Below are 21,124 nucleotides of genomic sequence, written 5' to 3' on the forward strand. Positions count from 1 at the left end.
TCAAACTTCCTGTTGTTCGGGAGCGGTCTCGCGTAGACGTAGCGACGGCGTGACCGCGCCTTCGATACGGCGGCCATCCGGCAAGTCGATGGTGAAGGGAGTGTCGTCGATCCCGACGCTCAGATGGTCGTCGAGCAGTTGGGTGTCGACGAAGGTATTGAGCAGCTGCGGCAGGCAGTCCAGGATTTCGGCGTCTTCCGACTCCGATCCGGTCTCGAAGTGATGCCACCCCTCACCGAGCGCTTCCGGCAGCGACAGCGGCGCCTGACGCAGACGCCGACGCAACGCCGGCCCCTGAACCTTGAGGTAGCGCGCCAGCAGCGGATCGGCGCCGGGCCGGTCGCGCGCTTCGTCGAAGACCAGCGCCGCCCCGCTACGCTCGGCGCGGCGCGTCTCGACCAGCGGCAGCAGCGTTTCGACGCGGGGCATCACGACCTCGGTCCCCAACGGCATCATCCGTGCGATCACCGCATCCTGCAGCCGTCTGGGCGGCGGGGACAACAGCAGCTGGTGGGCCAGACCGGAAAAATCGATCACGCCCATCGACTGAATCCGCCCCTCGGCGATATCCGCGAGCAGCTCCGACAGTCGCCGCGAGAGGTTCTCGATCGCGTTCAATACCCGACCGATGGCCCCGGACAGCATGCGCAGATCCCACTCCTCGTCCTGCTGCTCGGCCCAGCCGTCGAACTGGGCGATCAGCGCGGGTGTCGAGAGCTGCGAACGCGCGCTCAGCAGCGTGCTCTGAATGGTACTCAGCGCGTTGTGGTAGTGACGCTCGTTGTCCAGCAGTGCGGCGAGCTTGCCCTCGTGGGTCGGATTCTCGCGCACCCGCCGCAGTTCCTGGGTCAGCGCGCGAATCGCCATCAGGATCTGCTGAGTAATATCCGGCACCCGCGCGTAGTCGCCCCGCGAGAGCGCCGCGACGACCTTGGCGGCGTCGTACTCGGAATAGAGCAGGTCTTCGACCTGGCTCGCCAGGGTGACGGTCTGCCGGCCGCTGGGCGTCAGTCTGACCTGACCGGTCTGGCCCTGCTTCTCGATCAGCGCGGTGCGCTTGGTACTGCGTTTGCTGCGCTCTCCGCGCAAGGCTGCGCCGTCCTCGAGATCGACCTCGACACCGGCATCTGAGGCCGCCTTGGCGTCGCCCTTGGCATCCTTGTCGACCCGAGGCGCCTGCCACTGGCGAAAATGAATTTCGCTGGGCGTGGCCAGTAGATTGATCACGAAGCTCAGGTCGTCGGCGGGCAGATCAGGATAATCTTCGCGCAGATGCGCCAGGCAGCGGCGCTGGGTGACAAAGGCGCTGTTGGTGGCGAAATCGACTTCGAGCAGATAGTCCAGCAGCAGGCAGCCCAGATCGAGCCAGTAGCCGTCACGCAGGCCACGGCGCTGTTCCTGAGTCACCTGAACGAAGGGCGAGCCCGGTTCGTGGGCGCTGTCATGTAGATCCAGCAGCCGCGTCGTCGCGACCAGCAGCTTGTTCCAGGCGGTCATGTCGACTCCAGACGGGGAACAACGAATACAGGAAAGGCGGACGATCGCCCGGCGGTCTGCATGACGCAACCCGGCTTGCCGATACGCCGCTTTCCAAAGCGTCGCATTATGCCAAGGTTACCGGCCCGGGTCATTTTGGCTGCCGATCATTTTGGCTGCCGATCATTTTGTGAGGGGGTATTTTGATTGGAGGTCGAGAAACAGAAATGCCCCGTCGGTATTACCGAACGGGGCATGGGTCATGGCGTGCGTGGTTGTCACCCTGACGCGGCTAGCGACGTGGATCAGTCAACCTTGGACTTTGCCGCCTGCATCCGGCGACGCAGGATCGGGCCTACGATGACCGGCAGCAGCAGGCCGATGATCGCCACCGCCCACAGGCCGATGGAGAGACCGCTGCTCCACAGGACCGACCAGTCGCCATCGGAGATCTGCATCGCGTGGCGCAGGTTTTTCTCCATCTCTGGCCCCAGCAGCAGGCCGAGAATGACCGGCACCAGCGGAATCTCCAGCTTGCGCAGAATGTAGCCACCGACGCCGAAGGCGATCATGAAGTAGAGATCGAAGGTCGAGTGGCTGATCGAGTAGATGCCCACGAACGCGACCATGGTCACGATCGGCAGCAGATACATCGGCGGCACCGACAGGATCTTCACGAACACCCCGACCAGCGGAATGTTGAGCAGCAGCAGCATGAAGTTACCCACCAGCAGTGCGGCGATCACGCCCCACACCAGTTCGGCGTTCTGGGTGAACATCAGCGGCCCGGGGGTGATGTTGAGCGAGACCAGCATCGCCAGCAGTACCGCCGTGGTGCCGCTGCCTGGTACACCGAGGGTCAGCATGGGCACCAGCGCACCGCTGGAAGCGCCGTTGTTGCCGGACTCCGGCGCCGCCACGCCACGCGGATCGCCCTCGCCGAAGTAGCCTTTCTTGCCGACGATCTTCTTTTCCAGCGTGTAGGTGATGAAACTGCCCAGTGACGCGCCCGCGCCCGGCAATACGCCGGCGATGAAGCCCACCAGCCCGCCGCGGATCGTGGTCGGCAGGATCGACACGATCTCGCGCCACTTGAGCTTGAGCGGGTTGACCTTGATCATCTCGCGGCCGGCACCGGCCTTCTCTTCGATGAAGAACAGCAGTTCCGAGACCGCGAACAGACCGACGATGGCGATGATGAAATCGACACCCTCGTAGAGTTCCAGCACGTTGAAGGTATAACGCTGCGTACCGGTGGAGAGATCGATGCCCACGGTAGCGATGATCAGACCGATCGCCGCGGCCATCAGCGTCTTCATCGGATTCTTGCCGGTAATGCCACCCAGCGTGGCAAACGCCAGCACGAACAGTGCGAAGTACTCGGCCGGGCCGAACGTCAGCGCGAAGCGGGCCAGCAACGGCGCCAGCAGGATCAGGCCGATGGTCGCGATCAGACTCCCCATGAACGAGGCAATTGCCGAGATCGCCAGCGCTTCGGCAGCCTTGCCCTTGCGGGCCATCGGATAACCGTCGAGACAGGTCATCATTGCCGGCTCGTCGCCGGGAATGTTCAACAGAATCGACGAGATTCGCCCGCCGTACATCGCCCCGGCGTAGACCGCCGTCAGCATGATCAGCGCGGTTTCCGGCTTGAGGCCCAGCGTGAACGCCAGCGGAATCAGGATAGCCACGCCGTTGGCGGGGCCGAGACCCGGCAGCGCGCCGATCAACGTACCGATGAAACAGCCCATCAGGGCAAACATCAGATTCTCGGGCTGCAGCGCCACGCCGAAGCCGAGCGAAAGATAGTGCAACGTCTCCATCAGTTGATCTCCAGCAGGCCGAGCGGCAGCGGCAATTCCAACCCATAGGTGAACAGCACGAATACCACCGCGCCGCTAATCAGCCCCGTGAGATACGCTTTCTTCGGACGCGCGCCCATGCGCCAGCACAGCGTACCGACGGCCAGCATGGTCGAAATGATGAAGCCGAGCGGCTCCAGCAGCAGTGCGTAGGCGATCAGCACCACGACGGCGATACCCAACTCCAGAAAGGTCGTGGCGACCGGCCAGGGGTTGTCCGCGTCAGGTTTGACGATCATGTAGAGACTGCAGACAGCCAGAATGACGGCCAACAGCTTGGGGAAGGTCTCCGGCCCAACGGCTTCCGATCCCCCGAAGGGGACCGGAAACTGGGTGGCGCCGTAGTAGTAGGCTACGGCGATCACCAGCATGACCAGGCCGAAGACACGGTCATTGAACTTGCTCATTGAATCAGCCCGATTTCCTTGGACAGCGACTGGATGTCTTGGATCTGCTGCTTGACGAAGGCCTCGAATTCACTGGAATCCGGGTGGAACGGCATCAGGCCATTGCTCTTCATCACCTTTTTCCACTGGTCGCTGGCGTAGAGCTTGTCGACGGCATCGACCCAGTACTTCTTGGCATCGTCGTCGACATCGGCCGGTATGTAGAAACCGCGCCAGTTGGGGCCGACCGCGTCGATGCCCTGCTCCTTGGCGGTGGGAATGTCGGACAGATCGCCGGGCAGACGCTCATCGGACAATACCGCCAGCACGCGCAGGTCGCCGGACTTGAGGAAACCCTGGGTTTCGGTGATATCGCCGGTGAAGGCATCGACGTGACCGCCGATTACCTGCGTCATCGCTTCGCCGCCGTTGTTGTAGGAGAGGTACGGAATCCGCGGCAGGTTCTCGACGCCGGCCGCCTTGGCCGCGATCAGCACCTTGAGATGGTCCCAGCCGCCGTTGGCGCTACCGCCGGCGAACTTGACGGCACGCGGGTCTTTCTTCATCGCGTCCATCAGTTCGTTGAGATTGTGGTAAGGCGAATCCTTGGACACCGCGATCACGCCGTAATCCGCACCCACCGCGCCGATCCAGTTGACCATGTCGGCATTCATGCCCGGAAACTGGTTCTGCGCCAGCCGCGTGGTGGTCGCCGTGGACGCTGCCACCAGCAGTTGATCGTCGCCCTTGCGCTTGCTCACGGTGTGCGCGAACGCCACGCCGCCACCGGCGCCGGCCATATTGATGGTCTGCACGCTGGCCGGTACCAGCTCCAGCTCCTCGAGGACGTTGCCCACGCTACGACAGGTGAAATCCCAGCCGCCGCCCGGATCGGACGGAGCGATACATTCGACCTTGCCGGATGGCTCGAACGCCATGGCACTGCTGGCGGTCAGGGCCAAGGCCGCAGCGGCCACCCACTTGATTGTTCTGGCTGCAAACATGGTTGATTTTCCTCGCTGATGGAGCGGAGTTGGTCATCATACTGACGCCTACCTTACAGTTTCGTAAGGTAGAACTTTGTTCCCATGGGCGGAAATTAGGGTGAAGCCTGTTGACGGTCAACGGCGCGAGCCAAAAAGCCGACTAAAGTTCAATGCCGTGGCGAACGATACGTTTACCATCGCGTCGTCAGGCACGATAAGCGAAACTAGCGCCGACACGAGGCCGAATGAAAGACGCGTCGCTGAATGAAAGACGCACCGCCGCATGAAAGACGCATCACTGAATGGAACGACGCCGATATGGATGGCGAAGAGAAAAACCGGCAGGCGAAACGCGAGACCGTTGATATGAACGCCTTAAAAACCGCTATCGCCCACCGGCAGGAGTGTCGTCATGGCCGCTAAGCTACTGTTGATAGAGGACGATGCTCTACTCGCCAGTACCCTGACGGAGACGTTGACGGTCGACGACCAGCGCGTCGATACGATCGGCGACGGTGGTGCCGCGCTGGCCCGACTGTCGCTCGATCACGATTACGATTTGATTCTGCTCGATCTCAATCTACCGACCCGCAGCGGTCTCGAGGTGCTGGCAGCACTGCGTTCGCAGGATCGTCAGACCCCGGTGCTGATCCTGACCGCGAGGGCGGCGATCGAGGATCGCGTCAGAGGGCTGGACCTCGGCGCGGACGACTATCTCGCCAAGCCGTTTGCTCTCGACGAGCTGGAAGCGCGCGTTCGGGCCCTGCTGCGTCGGCGCCAGAGTGGCGAGAGTGGACCGCTGACGGTGGGCGCCTTGCGCTTCGATCGACAACGTCAGCATTTCACCCTGGATGGCGTCGTGCTGTCGCTACCGCCACGAGAGTATCGCCTGCTGGCGTGCCTGATCCGCTTCGCCGGCGAACCGGTCGACAAGGCACGCCTGCTGGAGGACGCCTTCGCCGGCGAAAGCGTCGGCGACAATGCCATCGAAGTCTACGTTCACCGCCTGCGTCGGCGACTCGCCGATACCGATGTCGGCCTGCGTACGGTTCGCGGTATCGGCTATCTGCTGGAGGCGCAGTGATCCTGTCGCGACGCTGGCGGTTGTCTCACCTGAGTCTTTACCGCCGCCTGATGATCTGGTTGCTCTGTCCGCTGGCGCTGCTGGTGGCGATCATGCTGTTGCAGGCCTGGCTGGCCTCCCGCGAGGCGGCCGATCGCGCCTTCGACCGGCTGCTCGACGCCGCTTCGCTCTCCATCGCCGAACAGGTCCGCTGGCAGCAGAGCCGGCTGTGGATGGATCTGCCGCCGTCGGCTCTGGAGATGCTCTCTACCGACGCCGAGGAACGCGTGTTCTACGCGCTCTACGACGCTCAGGGCCACTTCGTGACCGGCAACCGCTCGCTGCCTTCGCTGCCCGCGGTGGCGAACGACCAGATGAGCTACGGGAACGTTACCTCCCGCGGCATGTCTCTGCGGCTCGGCGTGCGCCGGTCGCGTCTCGAAGGATGGGATCGCAGCGATCGCTTCGAGGTCAGAGTGGCGCAGACTCGTGAAGGCCGTTGGGCGCTGGCCAACCAGCTGTTCATGGCAAGCTTCGTCAATATCGTCATCATCGCCGGACTGGCCATGGTCGTCGTGCTGCTGTCGGCGCGCTTCGCGCTGGAGCCGCTGACTCGCCTGCGCCGTGCGATCCGCGAGCGCAACCCGCGCACGCTGGCGCCGCTAGAGCTGGCACTACCACGCGAACTGGCCGAATTGCGCCAGGCCCTGAACGAACTGCTGGCGCGCATGCGCCGTGTTCGCGCCAACCAGGAGCGCTTCATCGGCGATGCTTCCCACCAGTTGAGGACACCGCTGGCGGGCCTGTCCGCCCGGGCCGAGCTCGCCCTGCGCCAGACCGATCCGGCCGTCTGGCGCGAGGGGCTGACGACCATGCACGGCACCGCTACCAAGACCGCCCGGCTGGCCGGACAACTGCTGTCGCTGACCCGGCTCAACAACCCCGAAGCCACACCGGCCAGGCATCCTGTCGACCTTGCGGCACTCGCCCAGCGCTGCGTGCGGGAGGCGTTTTCGCGTCACCACCGTCGCGGCGTCGATCTCGGCGTGGAGATTCCCGACCGCCCGGTTATGGTCTCGGCCACCGAGTGGCAGCTGGAAGAGGCGCTGAACAACCTAATCGAGAACGCCGCGCTCTACGGCGCCGGCCGGATCACCGTCCAGGTCAGCGACGCTCCGGCACAACTGACGGTGGTGGACGATGGTCCCGGCATTCCCGAGTCCCAACGGCTGCTGGTGCTGCGTCCCTTCCATCGCGGCCAGGAGACCGGCGACGGTAGCGGGCTGGGGCTGGCCATCGTCGACAGCATCGCCCGCGCCCACGACATCCGCTTGAACCTGCAACCCGCCACTCCCGATCATCCCGAGCGCCCCGGCCTATGTATCGCCCTGACCTTTCCCGCCGACACCCGATGACGACAGCGACGCGAATCCGGCGCGGCGTCGGCGGCCTGATACGTGTCGCTGTCTCCTGGGTCCGCATAACCGTCGGCCTGGCAACGCTCGCCCTGGTGACGACAGCCCAGGCCAGAACGCTGCACGTCGCGGCAGAGACCGCTTCGTCACAGCCGCTGACTATCTACGGCGTACTCGATCCGCCCCAAGTGCGTCCCCTGCTGGCAGACTTCCATCAACGGAATCCGGATATCGAGATCGAGTACCACAATCTGGAAACGCTGGCGCTGCACGCCCGGGTACTGCAGGAGCGCAATGCGCCCCGCGCCGATGTCCTGATGTCACCGGCCATGCCGTGGCAGTACGAACTCGCCAACGAAGGCCTTTCCGAACCGCTGGACTCCCCCGCTGCTGCCGCCTGGCCAAGCTGGGCGCGCTGGCGCCAGGAACTGTTCGGATTCACGTTCGAACCCATCGTCATGGTCTACCGCCGCGACCTGGCCCAGCGCATGGCGCCACCCACGAGCCATGCCGAGCTGCTGAACCTGCTGCAGCAACACGCCGACGTTCTGAAGCACCGGGTGGCCACCTATGATCCACGCCGTAGCGGTGCCGGCTATACCTATGCCATCGAGGATGCCAGAATTTCCGCCCGCTACTGGGACCTGGTCGAGGCGCTGGGCCAAAGCCATAGCGCCCTGGAGACGACTACCGGCGCCATGCTCGAGGGGCTCAGTGATGGCCGCTACTGGATCGGCTACAACCTGATCGGCTCCTACGTGCAGGATTACGTCGCCACGCACCCTGAACTGGTCATGGTCGTGCCTCAGGACTATGCCCTGGTCCTGCAGCGTCTGGTGATGATGTCCCGAGAGGCGCCGCACCCCGCGGCGGCGCGGCGTTTCATCGACTACCTGCTGAGCGCACCGGCCCAGCGCCTCCTCGCCTCCCACACCACGCTGGGCGCCGTTCATCCGGGCATCGACGGTGCCGGCACCGCGGCCGATCTCAGGGCCCGGCTGGGTGATGCGATTCGCCCTGTCCAGATCGGCCCGGGTCTGCTGGCGACACTGGATACGCTCAAGCGCCAGACGCTGCTGGAGCAGTGGCAGCAGGCGTTCGACAATCACTCGACCTTTACCGACGGGCCGATGGAGCCTTCCGCTCCCTTCTCTCCCACTCCAGTGCCCACCGCTTCCTTGCCCGAAGCTTCCCAACCCTGAGCCATCCATGAAACGACTCGATCAACTGGTTACCGCTCACGCACGCTCCCGCACCCGCGCCCAGCGCCTGATTCGTCAGGGTCATGTCAGTATCAACGACGGAACGACGTGGCGCGTGGCCACCAGACCCGGCGAGAAGCTGCCGGAAACCACGGCGCTGCGCATCGAAGATGCACCCGAGGAGCGCTATGTCTCGCGGGCCGGGCTCAAGCTGGAATCGCTGCTGGAAACGCTGGGCCGCCGCTTCGACGGCCTCTGCGTCCTCGACATCGGTCAATCCACCGGCGGATTCAGCGACTGCGCCCTGCGCTACGGCGCCAGACAGGTCATCGGCATCGAGGTTGGGCACGCGCAACTCGACGCCACGCTGCGCGAGGATGACAGAGTCACCTGCCTGGAAGGCGTCAACGCCCGCCAGCTACCCACCGCGCAGCTGGAAGCCCTGGCGCCGGCGGGCATCGATGCGGTGGTGATGGATGTCTCGTTCATCTCGCAGACGCTGATCCTGCCCGAGATCGCGCGGCTACTGCGACCGGGCGCCGAGCTCTACTCACTGGTCAAGCCTCAGTTCGAGGTCGGCCCCGGCAAGGTCGATCCGCGGGGCATCGTGCGGGATGAGTGCCTCTACAAGGTCGTCGCCGGCGCGTTGCATCAAGCGTGTCAGGATCAGGGCCTGGACGTCGATCACTGGCAGGAGAGCCCGATCCGTGGCGGCGACGGCAATCGTGAGTTCCTGCTCCACGCCCGGCGACGCTGACTCACGCCAGTCCTCGCCGGTCGCCAGCGCCGCGATCAACGTCCGCCGTCTCCCCCGTCGCTACCGCCATCGTGGCCGGGACCGCCGACATCGCTGTCTCCCATGTGGCCGTCGTCGCCGCTGGGCATGCGACGGGAATGAGGCCGCCGGGCGTTCGAATCGGAAGCCGAGCCCAGCGTCGCGTCGTCTCCGCTGGCGCTCTGGACCTTGGCGACCTGACCATTGTCGCCATGCAGCCAGACATCCATCTGGTTGAACGCCACGCGAATGCCGTGCTCCTTGAACAGCCGATCCAGGCGGCGGTTGATCTCGTCGCTGGCGTAGAGCCGATCCAGCAGATCGTTGACGAAGATACGCAGCTCGAAATTGAACGCGGTCGGCCCGTAACTGATACAGAACACCTGCGGCTCGGGGTCGCGCAGCACCCGCCGGTTCTCGTCCGCCGCCTGACGCATCAGCCGATGCACCTCGTCGAGATCGGAGCCGTGCGAGACCCCGTAGGTCAGTACCACTCGGGTGACGTTGTCCGACAACGACCAGTTGATCAGCTGGTCGGTGACAAAGGTCTTGTTGGGAATGATGATCTCCTTGCGGTCGAAGTCGATCACCGTGGTGGCACGAATCCGGATTCGGCTGACGGAGCCATGGAGCTGGCCGAGAGTGATGGTGTCGCCGATCCGCATCGGGCGTTCGAACAGAATGATCAGGCCCGAGATGAAATTGGCGAAGATCTCCTGCAGACCGAACCCGAGCCCGACACCCAGGGCCGCGACCAGCCACTGCAGCTTGTCCCACGACACCCCCAGCGTACCCAGGGACATCACCACGCCCGTGCCGACGATGATGTAGGAGAGCAGAGACGAAATCGCGTAGGCGCTGCCCTGCTTGAGCGTCAGCCGCGACAGCACCATGACTTCCAGCAGCCCCGGCAGGTTGCGCGCCAGCATCATGGTCAACGCCACGGTGATCAGCGCAATGATGACATCCGCCACGGTGATCGGGTCCAGGGTCATGGCCTCGCCCTGGCCGCGCTCGATCTCCCACACGCTGACATGATCGAGATAGGTGAACACTTCCAGCAGGTCCGACCAGATCAGATAGAAGGCGCAGGTAAAGCCGATGAACAGGATCAGCTTCGACAGCCTCAACGACTGCTGATTGACCTGCTCCATATCCAGCGGCGGCTCTTCGACCACCTCGAGGCCGCCCTCGGCACCCTCCTGGATCTGCGCGCGTCGACGCGCCACCGCACGCCGATAGGCCAGCCGGCGCTGCGCCACGGCGAGCCCGCGAACGACCGTGGCCTCGACCAGAATCCATAGCCCGAAGATGTACAGCGAATTGATGAACCGTCCGATCAGACGCAGAGCCGCATATTCATAGCCCAGCGCGATCAGCCCGGCGAGCACCAACGGCACCAGCGCCAGCGCCAGACCCAGCAGCAGCCGAAACAGCTTGAGCCCGAAATAGGGCACATGCGCCAGAATCAATCGCACCAGGATCCAGCTCATCGCCAGCAGGCCCGCCAGCAGCGACAGCAGGAATAGCGGACGGCTGGATAGCTCGGCCTGGCTGCCGGGCGCGGTGCCGCTGATCAGGATGATCGGGATCAGCGAGATGCCCAGCCAGAACAGCAACCGCCGCAGCCGAGCCACATAGCCGACCGACCAATGGAAATGGCGCGTCGCGACACCGTCCGATACCAGCAATCGCCGCGCCCAGCCGAGCACGCCCCAAGCCAATGCAAGCAGCAGCATCGACTCGCCCACGCGCTCGGCGAAGTCGTCGCTGCCAAGTCGCAGCAGGCCGCCCGCCACAGCCAGCATTAACGGCCCATGCGCCGCCAGCAGGGCGTTGTAGAGAATCGCACGTGGCGTATGCATCTGGGTATCGCGCTTCAACCGGCCGATCTGCTCATGCAGGTTGAGCAGACGTACCTTGATCCGGCGCCTCACCAGCAGCAGCGTGGCCGTCAGCAACAGCACCGGGATGACCGCCAACGCACGCAAGTCCGGCACCTGCCAGAAGCTGGCCAACGCGTCTTTCCAGGCCCCCTGCTTGACCTGACTGGCCACAATGGCGGGCGCATCGCGCCACCAGCCGAAGGTCAGCGGTCGCGCACTGGCAACCCAGAACAGCTGCTCCTCGATCGCGCCGCGCAGTGACGTGGTAAGCCCCGCCAGCTGCTCCTGGTTGAGCTGCAGGTCGATCGCCACCGTCAGCAGACTGCCGTATTCGCGATCGAGCTGCTCCAGAACCTCGCTACGCGACTGGAACAACTTGGTCAGGGCATCGACCAGCGAAGGCGTCACCTCGATATCGGTGGCGGCCAGACTCTTCTCCGCCTGGGCCCGCGGGTGGCGGAGCGCGTCGCGCTGGTCGACCAGATCGAACTGGCTCAACCGCGTCTTGGCGATCTCCTCCTGCAGCCCGCCCAACTGGTCGACATCCGGCAGCGCGCGGCGCTGTTCGTCGAGAATTCGTGATAGCAACGGACTGCCGCGAATCGCCTCGATCTGCTCGTTGAGCGTGCGCTTGACCTGACGCACCCGATCGAGCTGCGAGCGGGTATCGATGGCCTGTCGAATCAGCTCGTTGGTGCGGTCGGTCACTTCGAGCAGACGGTTGCTGAGATCGCGGTTGGTGTTCTGGATATCGCGCAACACCGGATGCGCCTTGATCGCCGCGCTGCCCTCTTCGCCGATATCGGCCACCGCTTTCTCGGATTCGGCTCGACGCTGACGATCGAGCGCCTCCTGCAGCGCATTCAAACGGGCCTCTTCGATCGCCACCTGGCGCTGAAGCAGATCGCGGCGCTGGGTGTCCAGTTCGCGCAGCTGCGTATTGTTGGCCAGTTCCCGACGGTGGTATTCGGCCTGCAATTCCGCCAGTGCCAGCGCCAGCTGATAGCGAGCCTGGCCCGGGTCGAAGGTGGGGCTCTGGCTGACGTCGTCATCCGGCCTCTGGAGCTGGGTTCGGGCCTGTTCCGCATCGGCCATCGCCTGGGCAATGGCCGACTGCGCCCGTTCAGGCAGCGTTTCCGCGCTGATCAGCCGCGCATTCACCGACGCCAGCTGATTCTGCAGCGTTTCGAGCTGATCCAGGGAGTCGGAGGTCTTCTGGCCCAGCGCCTCCACTGAAAGCCGGTCCAGCGCATCGGCCTCGGGCGACTGGCTGTCGCTCAACCCGGCGAGCTGACGTTCGAGTTCGCGAATGCGCTGGGGAGCCTGCTGCGCCGAGCTTTCGAGCGTCTTCAGCTCCTTGCGCAGCGACTCCAGTGAATCCAGTGATTCCAGCGCGGCACGTAAATTCTCGAGGTCCGTGCGCTGCTGCTCGTCGAGCGTTTCGACCTTTTCGAGTTTCTGTTGCTCGGCTTCGAGCTTGGCCCGGGTCGGCAGGCTGTCCGTCTGTTGTGCCGAAGCGACAACGCTTGCCATCAGTATGCACATTACCAATGCCAAGAACATGATACGCTGAGCCGCTCTGCCGAGAACGGCGGAGACGACGTTGTCGCGGGTGCCGGTCGTCCCGGCGTCGCAGCGGGCGGGGGCCGAGGTCGATGCCATCAGGTCAATCGCCTCCGCGGATTCGAGCGGTTGCCGAAGAGATCCTGGTCGTCTGACAGTGTCATCTCCGGCCGGATAATCCGACATGCCCTCTCCTCATCAACTTCGTTCATGCGGCCACCATTGCCTTGACGCGGTGGGTTTTTCTGCCGAATCCGGAGTTTACCGCCAGCTCGTGCGGATTCCGAGACGTTCGTCGTCTCGTCATCCGAGTTTGACTTAAGGCGGTGACATGCTAGAAATCGACACTACTTGCCAGGAAGCCCGATTTTTCTCGCTCTGATCGCGCCTCCACCTATTGGATCATCTTGACAGGGACAGTCTTATGACGCCTTTTCGCTCGCTGCGCCATACCAGCCTTCTACTGCTGGGGATGCTGACCACGCCATTGGCGACCGCACAGGTATCGGAACCGGCTCCTGCCGTCGATCCGGTTCAACGAGCGAACGAGCAGGCAGACGTGCGCCGCGATCTCGAAGCGGAAACCGCGGAGAACCCGCTGGCGATCACCACCTATCGCCGCAACTACTTCCTGCCCTGGACCTACAACACCAACCCGGACAAATCGGATTTCCGTGAAATCACGTCCGAGGGTGATGTGGACAACTCGGAAATCAAGTTTCAGTTGAGCTTCAAGATCAAACTGCTCGATGACATGTTCGGAGAGAATGGCGATCTGTATTTCGCCTATACCCAACGCAGTTGGTGGCAGGCCTACAACTCAGAAGCGTCCGCGCCCTTCCGCGAGACCAACTACGAGCCCGAAGGCTTCGTAAGCTTCGATAACCGCTGGACGGTACTGGGCTGGACCAACACCATCAACCGGGTCGGCTTCGCGCATCAGTCCAACGGCCGTTCGGACCCGCTCTCGCGCAGCTGGAACCGGATCTATGCCGAGACGATCTTCCAGCGTGGCGACTGGGCCGTCAGTGTCGCTCCGCACTGGCGCATCCCCGAAAACGATGAAGAGGACGACAACCCCGACCTCGAGAACTACATCGGCTACGGTGACCTGACCGTGGTGCGCGCGTACGGCGATCAGGAAGTTTCGCTGATGGTTCGCGGCAATCCGGGCAAGTCGAACTACGGAGGCCAGCTCGACTATTCGTTCCCGCTGTTCGGCAAGGTCCGTGGTTATGTACAGTACTACAAGGGCTACGGCGAGAGTCTGATCGACTACGACCACGACGTGCAGCGTATTGGACTAGGCTTCAGCATCAACACCTTTTTAGCCGGGATTCCCGGCATGCGTTGATGGCAGCAGTCAGCATGACTATGCTAGTGAACGCCAATCGACTGTCAGAGGAAGACAACCATGACCATGCAATCCATCGGCGGCAACGGCCCCGAACGTGAACGCGAAGCTTCTACCGAGCAGCTCAAGGAAGATCTGCGCAATCTGTCGCACACGGTCGAGGAACTGATCCACGCCACCGCGGATGACTCTCGCGGTAATATCGCTGAACTGCGCGAACGCGCTCAGCAGCGCCTGCAGGATACTCGCGAGCGTCTGGAAGCCCGTGGCGAGAAAATCTACGCCAATGCTCGAGAGCAGATGGATGCCACCGATCGCTATGTTCACGACAATCCGTGGACCAGCATCGGAATCGGCGCAGCCACCGGCGTAGTGCTGGGGCTGCTGCTGGGGCGCCGTTAATGGCGGGGCCGGCTGAGAACGTGATCAGCGCCGCACGGCGATTGATCAGCAATCTCATTTCCAGTGGCGAGACGCGGCTGCGTCTCGCCGTTGTCGAGTGGGAAGCCGAGCGCGAACGCCTGCTGAAGCTACTGCTGCTCGCCGGCGCGGGGCTGATCATGCTCTCCTTCGCCATCGGGATGCTGCTTCTGCTGATCGTGGTGGTGTACTGGGAAGACAACCGGCTTCAAGCGATCGCGATCTGCTCGGCGGTACTCTTCGTGATTTCGGGCATCTTGATCTTCGCTGCCAAGAAGGTGGCCAGTCAGCGCAAGCTGATGGCGGCGACCTTGCATCACCTGGATCAGGATCGACAGTCGTTGGGGCCATCACATGACTGAACGCACTCGGCAGCAGCAGATCGACGATCTCGAGGATGAAATTCTTCAGAATCGCCTCGACATGACGTCTGCGATGCGGGAATGGCGTGATGCCACGGCGCCGATCGATCACGCCTGGGAAAAGCTGATGAGTTGGCGGGTAGGTCTAATGGCCGCGGGCGGGTTGCTGGCCATGCGTAGTGCACGCAAGCCACGCGCCACCGGACGCCTGCTCAGGCGCGGCTTGACCGGACTCATGATGTACAACCGCGGCAAGGCGCTCTATCGAGCGACGCGGGGACGCAACCGCTGACCGGCGACAGCGTTTCAGCGAAGCTTCCAACGGCCACTGCAGAGCAGTGGCCGTTTTTCGTTTATGTGGCAGCACGCTCGCGAATCGAACGTCGATCGACAGCTGTGATCGACAGTTCGAAAGCACCGCCTTACCGGCTCGGCCGTCGATTCGGCGGTTAGACGGCCTGACCGCACGCCACGCCGGAAGCCCAGGCCCACTGAAAGTTGAAGCCACCCAACTGACCGGTGACATCCAGCACTTCGCCGATGAAATGGAGCTGAGGAACGGCGTTGACGGCGAAGGTCTTCGACGACACCGCATCGGTGTCGATGCCACCCATGGTGACTTCCGCCGTGCGCCACCCTTCCGTGCCCGCCGGCTTGAATTGCCAGGCCTCGAGCCCTTGAGCCAGCGCCTCGATATCGGCGTTGGAGAGCTCGGCCAGCGTTCTGTCCTTCCATCCCTGCCATTCGAGCAGCGCCTGCGCGAGCCGCTTGGGCAGCATTTCGCCGAGCCAGGTGCCGACAAGCCGCCGTGGCGAGTCGCGCCGTAAAGCGCTCAACGTATCGGCCACCGCAATCGATGGCAACCAGTCGATCGACACCGGCATCCCCGGCTGCCAGTGGCTCGAGGCCTGCAACATCGCCGGCCCCGACATCCCACGGTGGGTAAACAGCAGCGGCTCGCGGTAGCTCCTCTCACCGCAGCGTGCTTCCACTGGGCATGACAGCCCGGCCAGCGTGGCGAGAGACGTCTTCCATTGTGATGTCACCGTGAACGGCACCAGCGCCGCTCGCGTCTCGGTGACGGCCAGACCGAACTGACGAGCCACGTCGTAGCCGAAGCCGCTGGCTCCCAGCGTCGGGATCGACAGACCGCCGGAGGCGACGACGACGGCTCCAGCGTCCACCCTGCGGCCGTCGATCTCGAGCCGCATGCCGTCACCGCAACGCTCGACCCTGCCAACCGACGTGGAGAGAGAGACTTCGACACCGGCCCATTCGCACTCGGTCATCAGAACGGAGACGATATCCTTGGCCGAATGCGCGCAAAACAGCTGCCCGGGTGCCTTTTCGACGTAGTCGACCCCGTGACGCTCGATCAACTCCACAAAATGCTGCGGCGTGTAGCGTTTCAATGCCGAAATGGAAAAGTGAGGATTGCGCGAAAAGAAGTGCGCCGGCGTGGTCGCGAGATTGGTGAAATTGCAGCGGCCACCGCCGGACATCAGGATTTTCTTGCCGGCCTTGTTGGCGTGGTCGACGACCCTTACCCGCAGGCCGCGATAGCCCGCGGTCAGCGCGCACATCAAGCCGGCAGCGCCAGCCCCGACGATCACGACGTCGTAGGTTCTCATCTCCACATCGACCTTGGCTTGCTGAGGGGGGAGCATTCTAACAGAGCCGTTTTTCGATACGGCCTTTTCATTTGACGGAAGGTAAGGTACTAACGAGAAGCGAAACTTGATAGCGCATCGCATCGGCAATGCCCTTTGATTCCTGACCGCCTGATCGGCAGTGCCCTTTGATTCCTGATCGCCTGATCGGCAGTGCCCTTTGATTCCTGATTGGTAGTGCCCTTTGATTCCTTGTAGCACAGCGCAGACATCGGCCTTTTATGACAATGATACCGCCGGCTCTCCCGACGGCCTTCTTTTCTCGCAAGCGTGCTACGCCGCTATCGGCGCTGCTGAGCCTGACGACACTTAACCTGGCCACTGCCGCCGTGCTGCTGTTCGGCCCGGCGTACGCCCAGGCCCAGGCTGAATCGCCGATTGCCGTGATCGGCGCGACGGTCAGCGCCTCGACCTGGCAGGACCCGGTCGAGGCATTGGGCACTCTGAGAGCGGACGAAAGCGTCACGCTCTCCTCGACGCTGACCGCCACCGTCCGCGCATTCAATTTCGAGGATGGCGATCACGTCGATGCCGGGCAGTGGCTGGTCCAGCTCGATGACGACCAGGCCCAGGCCGAACTGCGCGCCGCCCAGGCGCTCCTCGGACAGCGCCAGAGTGCGCTCGACCGCGCTCAACAAATGCAGGATCGCAACCTGGGGATTCGCGCCACGCTTGAAGACAACGCCGCCCAGGTGCGCCAGAGCGAGGCAGAGATCGACGCCATTCGGGCCCATCTGGCGGAACATCGTCTACAGGCGCCGTTCGCTGGCACAGTTGGTCTGCGCAACATCAGCGTCGGCGCGTTGGTCACTCCCGGGACGGATCTGGTCACGCTCGACAAGCTCGATACCATGAAGCTCGACTTCACCGTGCCGGCAACGCTGCTATCGGTATTGCATCGGGGTCTCACGCTCAGTGCCACGACGCCGAGCTATCCCGACGATGTGTTCCGCGCCGAGGTCGCGACGCTCGGTACGCGAATCGACCCCGTGTCTCGTAGCCTGGTGGTTCGCGCCGATCTCCCCAACCCCGACGGCAGGCTGTTGCCGGGCATGCTGATGGAGGTCAAGCTCAACCAGCCCGCGCGACAGGCGTTGACGATCCCGGAGAGCGCGCTGGTTCCGGACGGTGAACGCCAGACGGTGTGGCTGATCGAAGCGGGCCAGCCGCCTCGAGTCACCCGCCGAGAGGTGACCACCGGTGAACGTCGGGAAGGCGAGGTCGAGATCGTCGACGGCCTCGATAGCGGCCAGCGTGTCGTTACCCACGGCACGCTCAAGGTCCGCGAAGACGACCCCGTCGAACTGATCGCCACCGATGTCGGCACGGGCGATATCAAGGACGTGCTGGAACGTCAGCGCCGGGCCTCTCGGTCACAGACTTCCGCATCCCAGGCACTCGAATCCCAGACACCCGAACCACAGACACTCGAATCACAGACATCTGAATCCCGGGCTACCGAATCGCAGACCGACGACTGATGCGGATTTCCGATATATCGATCCGCCGCCCGGTCTTCGCCACGGTCGTCTCGCTGCTGCTGATCGCCTTCGGTCTGCTGGCCATGGAGCGCTTGCCGCTGCAGGAATATCCGGCGATCGATCCGCCTATCGTCAGTATCGAAACCAATTACCCGGGTGCCTCCGCCAGCGTGGTCGAGACCCGCATTACCCAGCTGCTCGAGGACCGCATCGCAGGCATCGAGGGCATCGTTTCGATCGAATCCAGCAGCGCCGACGGTGAGTCGGAGATCGACGTCGAGTTTTCGCTGGATCGCGACATCGACGGCGCAGCCAACGATATCCGCGACCGCATCTCGTCGGTGGCCGACAATCTGCCGGATCAGGCCGAGCCTCCGGAGATCGAGAAGAGCGACAGCAGCGACGACGTCATCATCTGGCTATCGCTCTCCGGCGAGGGCTACTCCATTCCCGAATTGACCGATTACGCCAATCGCTATCTCGTCGATCGCTTCTCGACCCAGAACGGCGTGGCGCGGGTACGTTTGAGCGGCGGCAAGGAGTATGCGATGCGCGTGTGGATCGACCGCAACGCCCTCGCCTCCCGCCAGCTCACCGTCGACGATGTCGCCGACGCGCTCGAGAACGAGAACGTCGAGCTGCCGGCCGGATTTCTCGAATCCCGCGATCGCCAGTTCACGCTGCGTATTCCGCGCAGCTTCACCACCGCCGCCGACTTCCGGGACCTGGTGATCTCGCGAGGCGCGGACGGCTATCTGGTGCGGCTGTCGGATGTGGCACGCGTCGAGGTCGGCTCGGTCGAGGAACGTTCGTTATATCGCGGCAATGAAATGCCGATGGTCGGCCTGGGCATGATAAAACAGTCCACCGCCAGCGTGCTGGAGGTCGCCGACGGCGCCAAGGCGGAAATGGCCAGACTCCAGCCGACGCTCCCCGAAGGCATGCAGCTGTCGCTCAATTTCGATTCGTCGGTGTTCGTTTCCGGCGCGTTACATGAAGTCGTGTCGACCCTGTTCATCGCCATGGCGCTGGTCGTCGTGGTGATCTTCCTGTTTCTCGGCAATGTGCGCACGACGCTGGTGCCGGCGGTGACCGTCCCCATTTCTCTGATCGGCACCTTCATCTTTCTGGCAATGTTCGGCTTCACCCTCAATCTGCTGACGCTGCTGGCACTGGTACTGTCGATCGGGCTAGTGGTCGACGATGCCATCGTCGTGATCGAGAACGTGCACCGACGCATGGTGACTCACGGCGAGACACCGCTGGTCGCCGCCTACCGCGGCACCCGACAGATCGGTTTCGCCGTCATCGCCACCACACTGGTACTGATTACCGTGTTCATTCCGCTGAGCCTGCTGCCGGGGGACATCGGCCGCCTGTTCTCGGAATTCGCGCTGACGCTCGCCGCCGCCGTGGGTATTTCGTGTCTGGTCGCGCTGTCGCTGGCGCCGATGCTGTGCTCGAAGCTGCTCAGCGCGCGGATGCACGAGAGTCGTGTCAGCCGCGGCGTGCACTGGCTGCTGGATCGCTCGCAAGCAATCTATCGGCACTGTCTACGCTGGGCGCTGCGCTGGCGCTGGATCGTGATCGGACTGTTCGGGCTGGTGCTGCTGCTGACAGCCTGGCTCTTTCAGCAGCTACCCGACGAGTACACGCCCAAGGAGGATCGCGGCAACTTCTTCGTGCTGATCGAAGGGCCGCCCGGGGCGACCTTCCACTACATGCAGGATTACTACGATGAAATCGAGGCCCGTTTGATGACACTGGTCGACGCCGGCGATATCAAGCAGCTCTCGATCCGCGGTCCACGCGGATTCGGCAACGTCGAGAATTTCAACGACGGCATCGCGATCGTCACGCTCAATGACTGGGGCGAACGGCGCTCCGCCTGGGAGATCATGGCCGATGTCAAACACCGACTGTCGGGCCTGCCCGGTGTCACCGCCACCCCGGTCATGCGTCAGGGCTTCGGTGGCCGGGTCGAGAAGCCGATCCAGTTCGTCATCGGCGGTAGCACCTACGATCAGTTGGTCGACTGGCGCGATCGGCTGCTGACGCGTATTCGCGCTGACGGCGATACCGGCCTCGAGGCGGTCGACAGCGATTACAAGGAGACCCAGCCGCAACTGCGCATTCAGATCGACTACGACCGCGCGGCGGCTCTCGGCGTGACCGTCAGTACCATCGGCAACACGCTAGAAACCCTATTCGGCGGACGCAACGTCACCACCTACGTCGACAATGGCGAAGAGTACGATGTCATCGTCGAGGGTGAGCATGACCGCCAGCGCGCGCCCAGCACGCTGGACAACGTCCAGGTGCGCTCGGCCGTCAGCGGCGAGCTGATTCCGCTGGCGAGCCTGGTCTCGGTGTCCGAGTTCGCCGGTGCCAGCGAGCTCAATCGTTTCAACCGCATGCGCGCGATCACGCTCGAGGCCAACCTCGAGGATGGCGTGGCGATCGGCGACGCGCTCGACTACCTGCAACGGATCGCCGCCGAGGAGCTCCCCAGCGAGGCGGTCATCGATTACAAGGGGCCCTCTCGCGACTATCGGGAAGCCAGCGGCGCCACCACGTTCCTGCTCATTCTGGGCGTGGTCGTGGTGTTCCTGGTTCTCGCCGCTCAGTTCGAGAGCTTTATCCATCCGCTGGTGATCATGTTCACCGTGCCGCTGGCGATCAGCGGCGCGCTGCTGGGGCTATGGGCCAGCGGGCAATCGCTCAACATCTATAGCCAGGTCGGGCTAGTCATGCTGGTCGGATTGGCAGCCAAGAACGGCATCCTGATCGTCGAATTCGCCAACCAGCTGCGCGACGAAGGGCTGGCTTTCGCCGATGCGCTGGTCGAGGCCGCGGTGACTCGGCTCCGGCCGATCCTGATGACGACCGTCACCACCATGGCCGGCGCCGTACCCTTGATCCTGGCATTCGGGCCCGGCGCCGAATCACGCATCGTCATCGGCACCGTCATTTTCTGCGGCGTTGCCGTGGCCACCCTGCTCACGCTGTTCATCGTTCCGGTGGCCTATGACCTGTTGACCCGACACACCGGGTCTCCCGGCGACGTCGGCCGGCGCCTCGATCGCGAGATGCAGCCCGACAATTCCGCTACCGGCCGTCCTAGCGAGTAACGGAATTGCGACTACACTGAGACGATGGCGTCGTTGCAAAGCGGATCAACGAGACGAATGCTATTGCAAAAACCGCGGAGAGATCGTTTCAT

The 21,124-nt window shown here is 63.4% G+C and carries 17 protein-coding genes; 11 read left to right on the plus strand and 6 right to left on the minus strand.

The features are described from left to right. The 4 genes from BTW08_RS06940 to BTW08_RS06955 all read right to left on the minus strand — a co-directional run bounded on the left by BTW08_RS06940 (position 1) and on the right by BTW08_RS06955 (position 4,728). The gene (locus BTW08_RS06940) at positions 1-1,497 is read right to left on the minus strand and encodes a hypothetical protein (protein ID WP_075561796.1); all 1,497 of its coding nucleotides are present in this window, start codon (positions 1,495-1,497) and stop codon (positions 1-3) included. A 284-nt stretch (positions 1,498-1,781) separates the two neighbouring features. After that, a complete protein-coding gene (locus BTW08_RS06945; protein WP_075561797.1) occupies positions 1,782-3,299 on the minus strand; it encodes a tripartite tricarboxylate transporter permease in 1,518 nt (505 codons plus the stop codon). Continuing rightward, positions 3,299-3,745, minus strand: a complete 447-nt coding sequence (locus BTW08_RS06950) for a tripartite tricarboxylate transporter TctB family protein (protein WP_075561798.1) — start codon at positions 3,743-3,745, stop codon at positions 3,299-3,301. Before BTW08_RS06950 ends, BTW08_RS06945 begins: the two co-directional genes overlap by 1 nt. Further along, positions 3,742-4,728 carry a tripartite tricarboxylate transporter substrate-binding protein gene (locus BTW08_RS06955; RefSeq protein WP_075561799.1) on the minus strand — a complete coding sequence of 329 codons (987 nt, stop codon included), beginning with the start codon at positions 4,726-4,728 and terminating at the stop codon, positions 3,742-3,744. The genes BTW08_RS06950 and BTW08_RS06955 overlap by 4 nt, the downstream gene beginning before the upstream one ends. Before the next feature lie 246 nt (positions 4,729-4,974). Here BTW08_RS06955 and BTW08_RS19115 point away from each other — a divergent pair, with 246 nt between their 5' ends. Genes BTW08_RS19115 through BTW08_RS06975 form a run of 5 tightly spaced genes read left to right on the plus strand, consistent with a single transcriptional unit; the run spans position 4,975 to position 9,147 of the window. After that, entirely contained in the window at positions 4,975-5,133 is a 159-nt protein-coding gene (locus BTW08_RS19115; RefSeq protein WP_168170641.1) for a hypothetical protein, read from the plus strand. Beyond that, positions 5,123-5,794 (plus strand): response regulator transcription factor, encoded by a 672-nt coding sequence (locus BTW08_RS06960; protein WP_075561800.1) that lies wholly within the window; start codon positions 5,123-5,125, stop codon positions 5,792-5,794. The genes BTW08_RS19115 and BTW08_RS06960 overlap by 11 nt, the downstream gene beginning before the upstream one ends. Then, complete coding sequence (locus BTW08_RS06965) at positions 5,791-7,188, plus strand: sensor histidine kinase (RefSeq protein ID WP_246837668.1); 1,398 nt, start codon at positions 5,791-5,793, stop codon at positions 7,186-7,188. Before BTW08_RS06960 ends, BTW08_RS06965 begins: the two co-directional genes overlap by 4 nt. Next, entirely contained in the window at positions 7,185-8,390 is a 1,206-nt protein-coding gene (locus tag BTW08_RS06970) for an extracellular solute-binding protein (protein WP_075561801.1), read from the plus strand. The genes BTW08_RS06965 and BTW08_RS06970 overlap by 4 nt, the downstream gene beginning before the upstream one ends. A gap of 7 nt (positions 8,391-8,397) precedes the next feature. Next, positions 8,398-9,147 (plus strand): TlyA family RNA methyltransferase, encoded by a 750-nt coding sequence (locus BTW08_RS06975; RefSeq protein WP_075561802.1) that lies wholly within the window; start codon positions 8,398-8,400, stop codon positions 9,145-9,147. 35 nt (positions 9,148-9,182) lie between these two features. Here the strand turns inward: BTW08_RS06975 and mscK are convergent, their stop codons facing one another. Further along, complete coding sequence (gene mscK, locus BTW08_RS06980) at positions 9,183-12,713, minus strand: mechanosensitive channel MscK (RefSeq protein WP_246837669.1); 3,531 nt, start codon at positions 12,711-12,713, stop codon at positions 9,183-9,185. A gap of 325 nt (positions 12,714-13,038) precedes the next feature. Here mscK and BTW08_RS06985 point away from each other — a divergent pair, with 325 nt between their 5' ends. The 4 genes from BTW08_RS06985 to BTW08_RS07000 are packed head-to-tail and all read left to right on the plus strand — an operon-like array spanning position 13,039 to position 15,042. Beyond that, complete coding sequence (locus BTW08_RS06985) at positions 13,039-13,968, plus strand: phospholipase A (RefSeq protein WP_083627739.1); 930 nt, start codon at positions 13,039-13,041, stop codon at positions 13,966-13,968. A gap of 60 nt (positions 13,969-14,028) precedes the next feature. Next, a complete protein-coding gene (locus BTW08_RS06990; protein WP_083627740.1) occupies positions 14,029-14,370 on the plus strand; it encodes a YqjD family protein in 342 nt (113 codons plus the stop codon). After that, positions 14,370-14,750: a phage holin family protein gene (locus tag BTW08_RS06995; RefSeq protein WP_075561804.1), complete on the plus strand. Its 381-nt coding sequence runs from the start codon at positions 14,370-14,372 to the stop codon at positions 14,748-14,750. Before BTW08_RS06990 ends, BTW08_RS06995 begins: the two co-directional genes overlap by 1 nt. After that, complete coding sequence (locus BTW08_RS07000) at positions 14,743-15,042, plus strand: YqjK-like family protein (protein WP_075561805.1); 300 nt, start codon at positions 14,743-14,745, stop codon at positions 15,040-15,042. The genes BTW08_RS06995 and BTW08_RS07000 overlap by 8 nt, the downstream gene beginning before the upstream one ends. 157 nt (positions 15,043-15,199) lie before the next feature. On the opposite strand, the gene BTW08_RS07005 is transcribed toward BTW08_RS07000, so the two are convergent. Then, entirely contained in the window at positions 15,200-16,381 is a 1,182-nt protein-coding gene (locus BTW08_RS07005) for an NAD(P)/FAD-dependent oxidoreductase (protein WP_075561843.1), read from the minus strand. Positions 16,382-16,641: 260 nt separating this feature from the next. Here BTW08_RS07005 and BTW08_RS07010 point away from each other — a divergent pair, with 260 nt between their 5' ends. Then, positions 16,642-17,901, plus strand: a complete 1,260-nt coding sequence (locus BTW08_RS07010; protein WP_246837670.1) for an efflux RND transporter periplasmic adaptor subunit — start codon at positions 16,642-16,644, stop codon at positions 17,899-17,901. Next, positions 17,901-21,032 (plus strand): efflux RND transporter permease subunit, encoded by a 3,132-nt coding sequence (locus tag BTW08_RS07015; RefSeq protein WP_075561807.1) that lies wholly within the window; start codon positions 17,901-17,903, stop codon positions 21,030-21,032. Before BTW08_RS07010 ends, BTW08_RS07015 begins: the two co-directional genes overlap by 1 nt. Positions 21,033-21,124: the final 92 nt, after the last annotated feature.

The sequence above is a fragment of the Salinicola sp. MH3R3-1 genome (genome assembly GCF_001937155.1).
Lineage (GTDB): Bacteria > Pseudomonadota > Gammaproteobacteria > Pseudomonadales > Halomonadaceae > Salinicola > Salinicola halophyticus.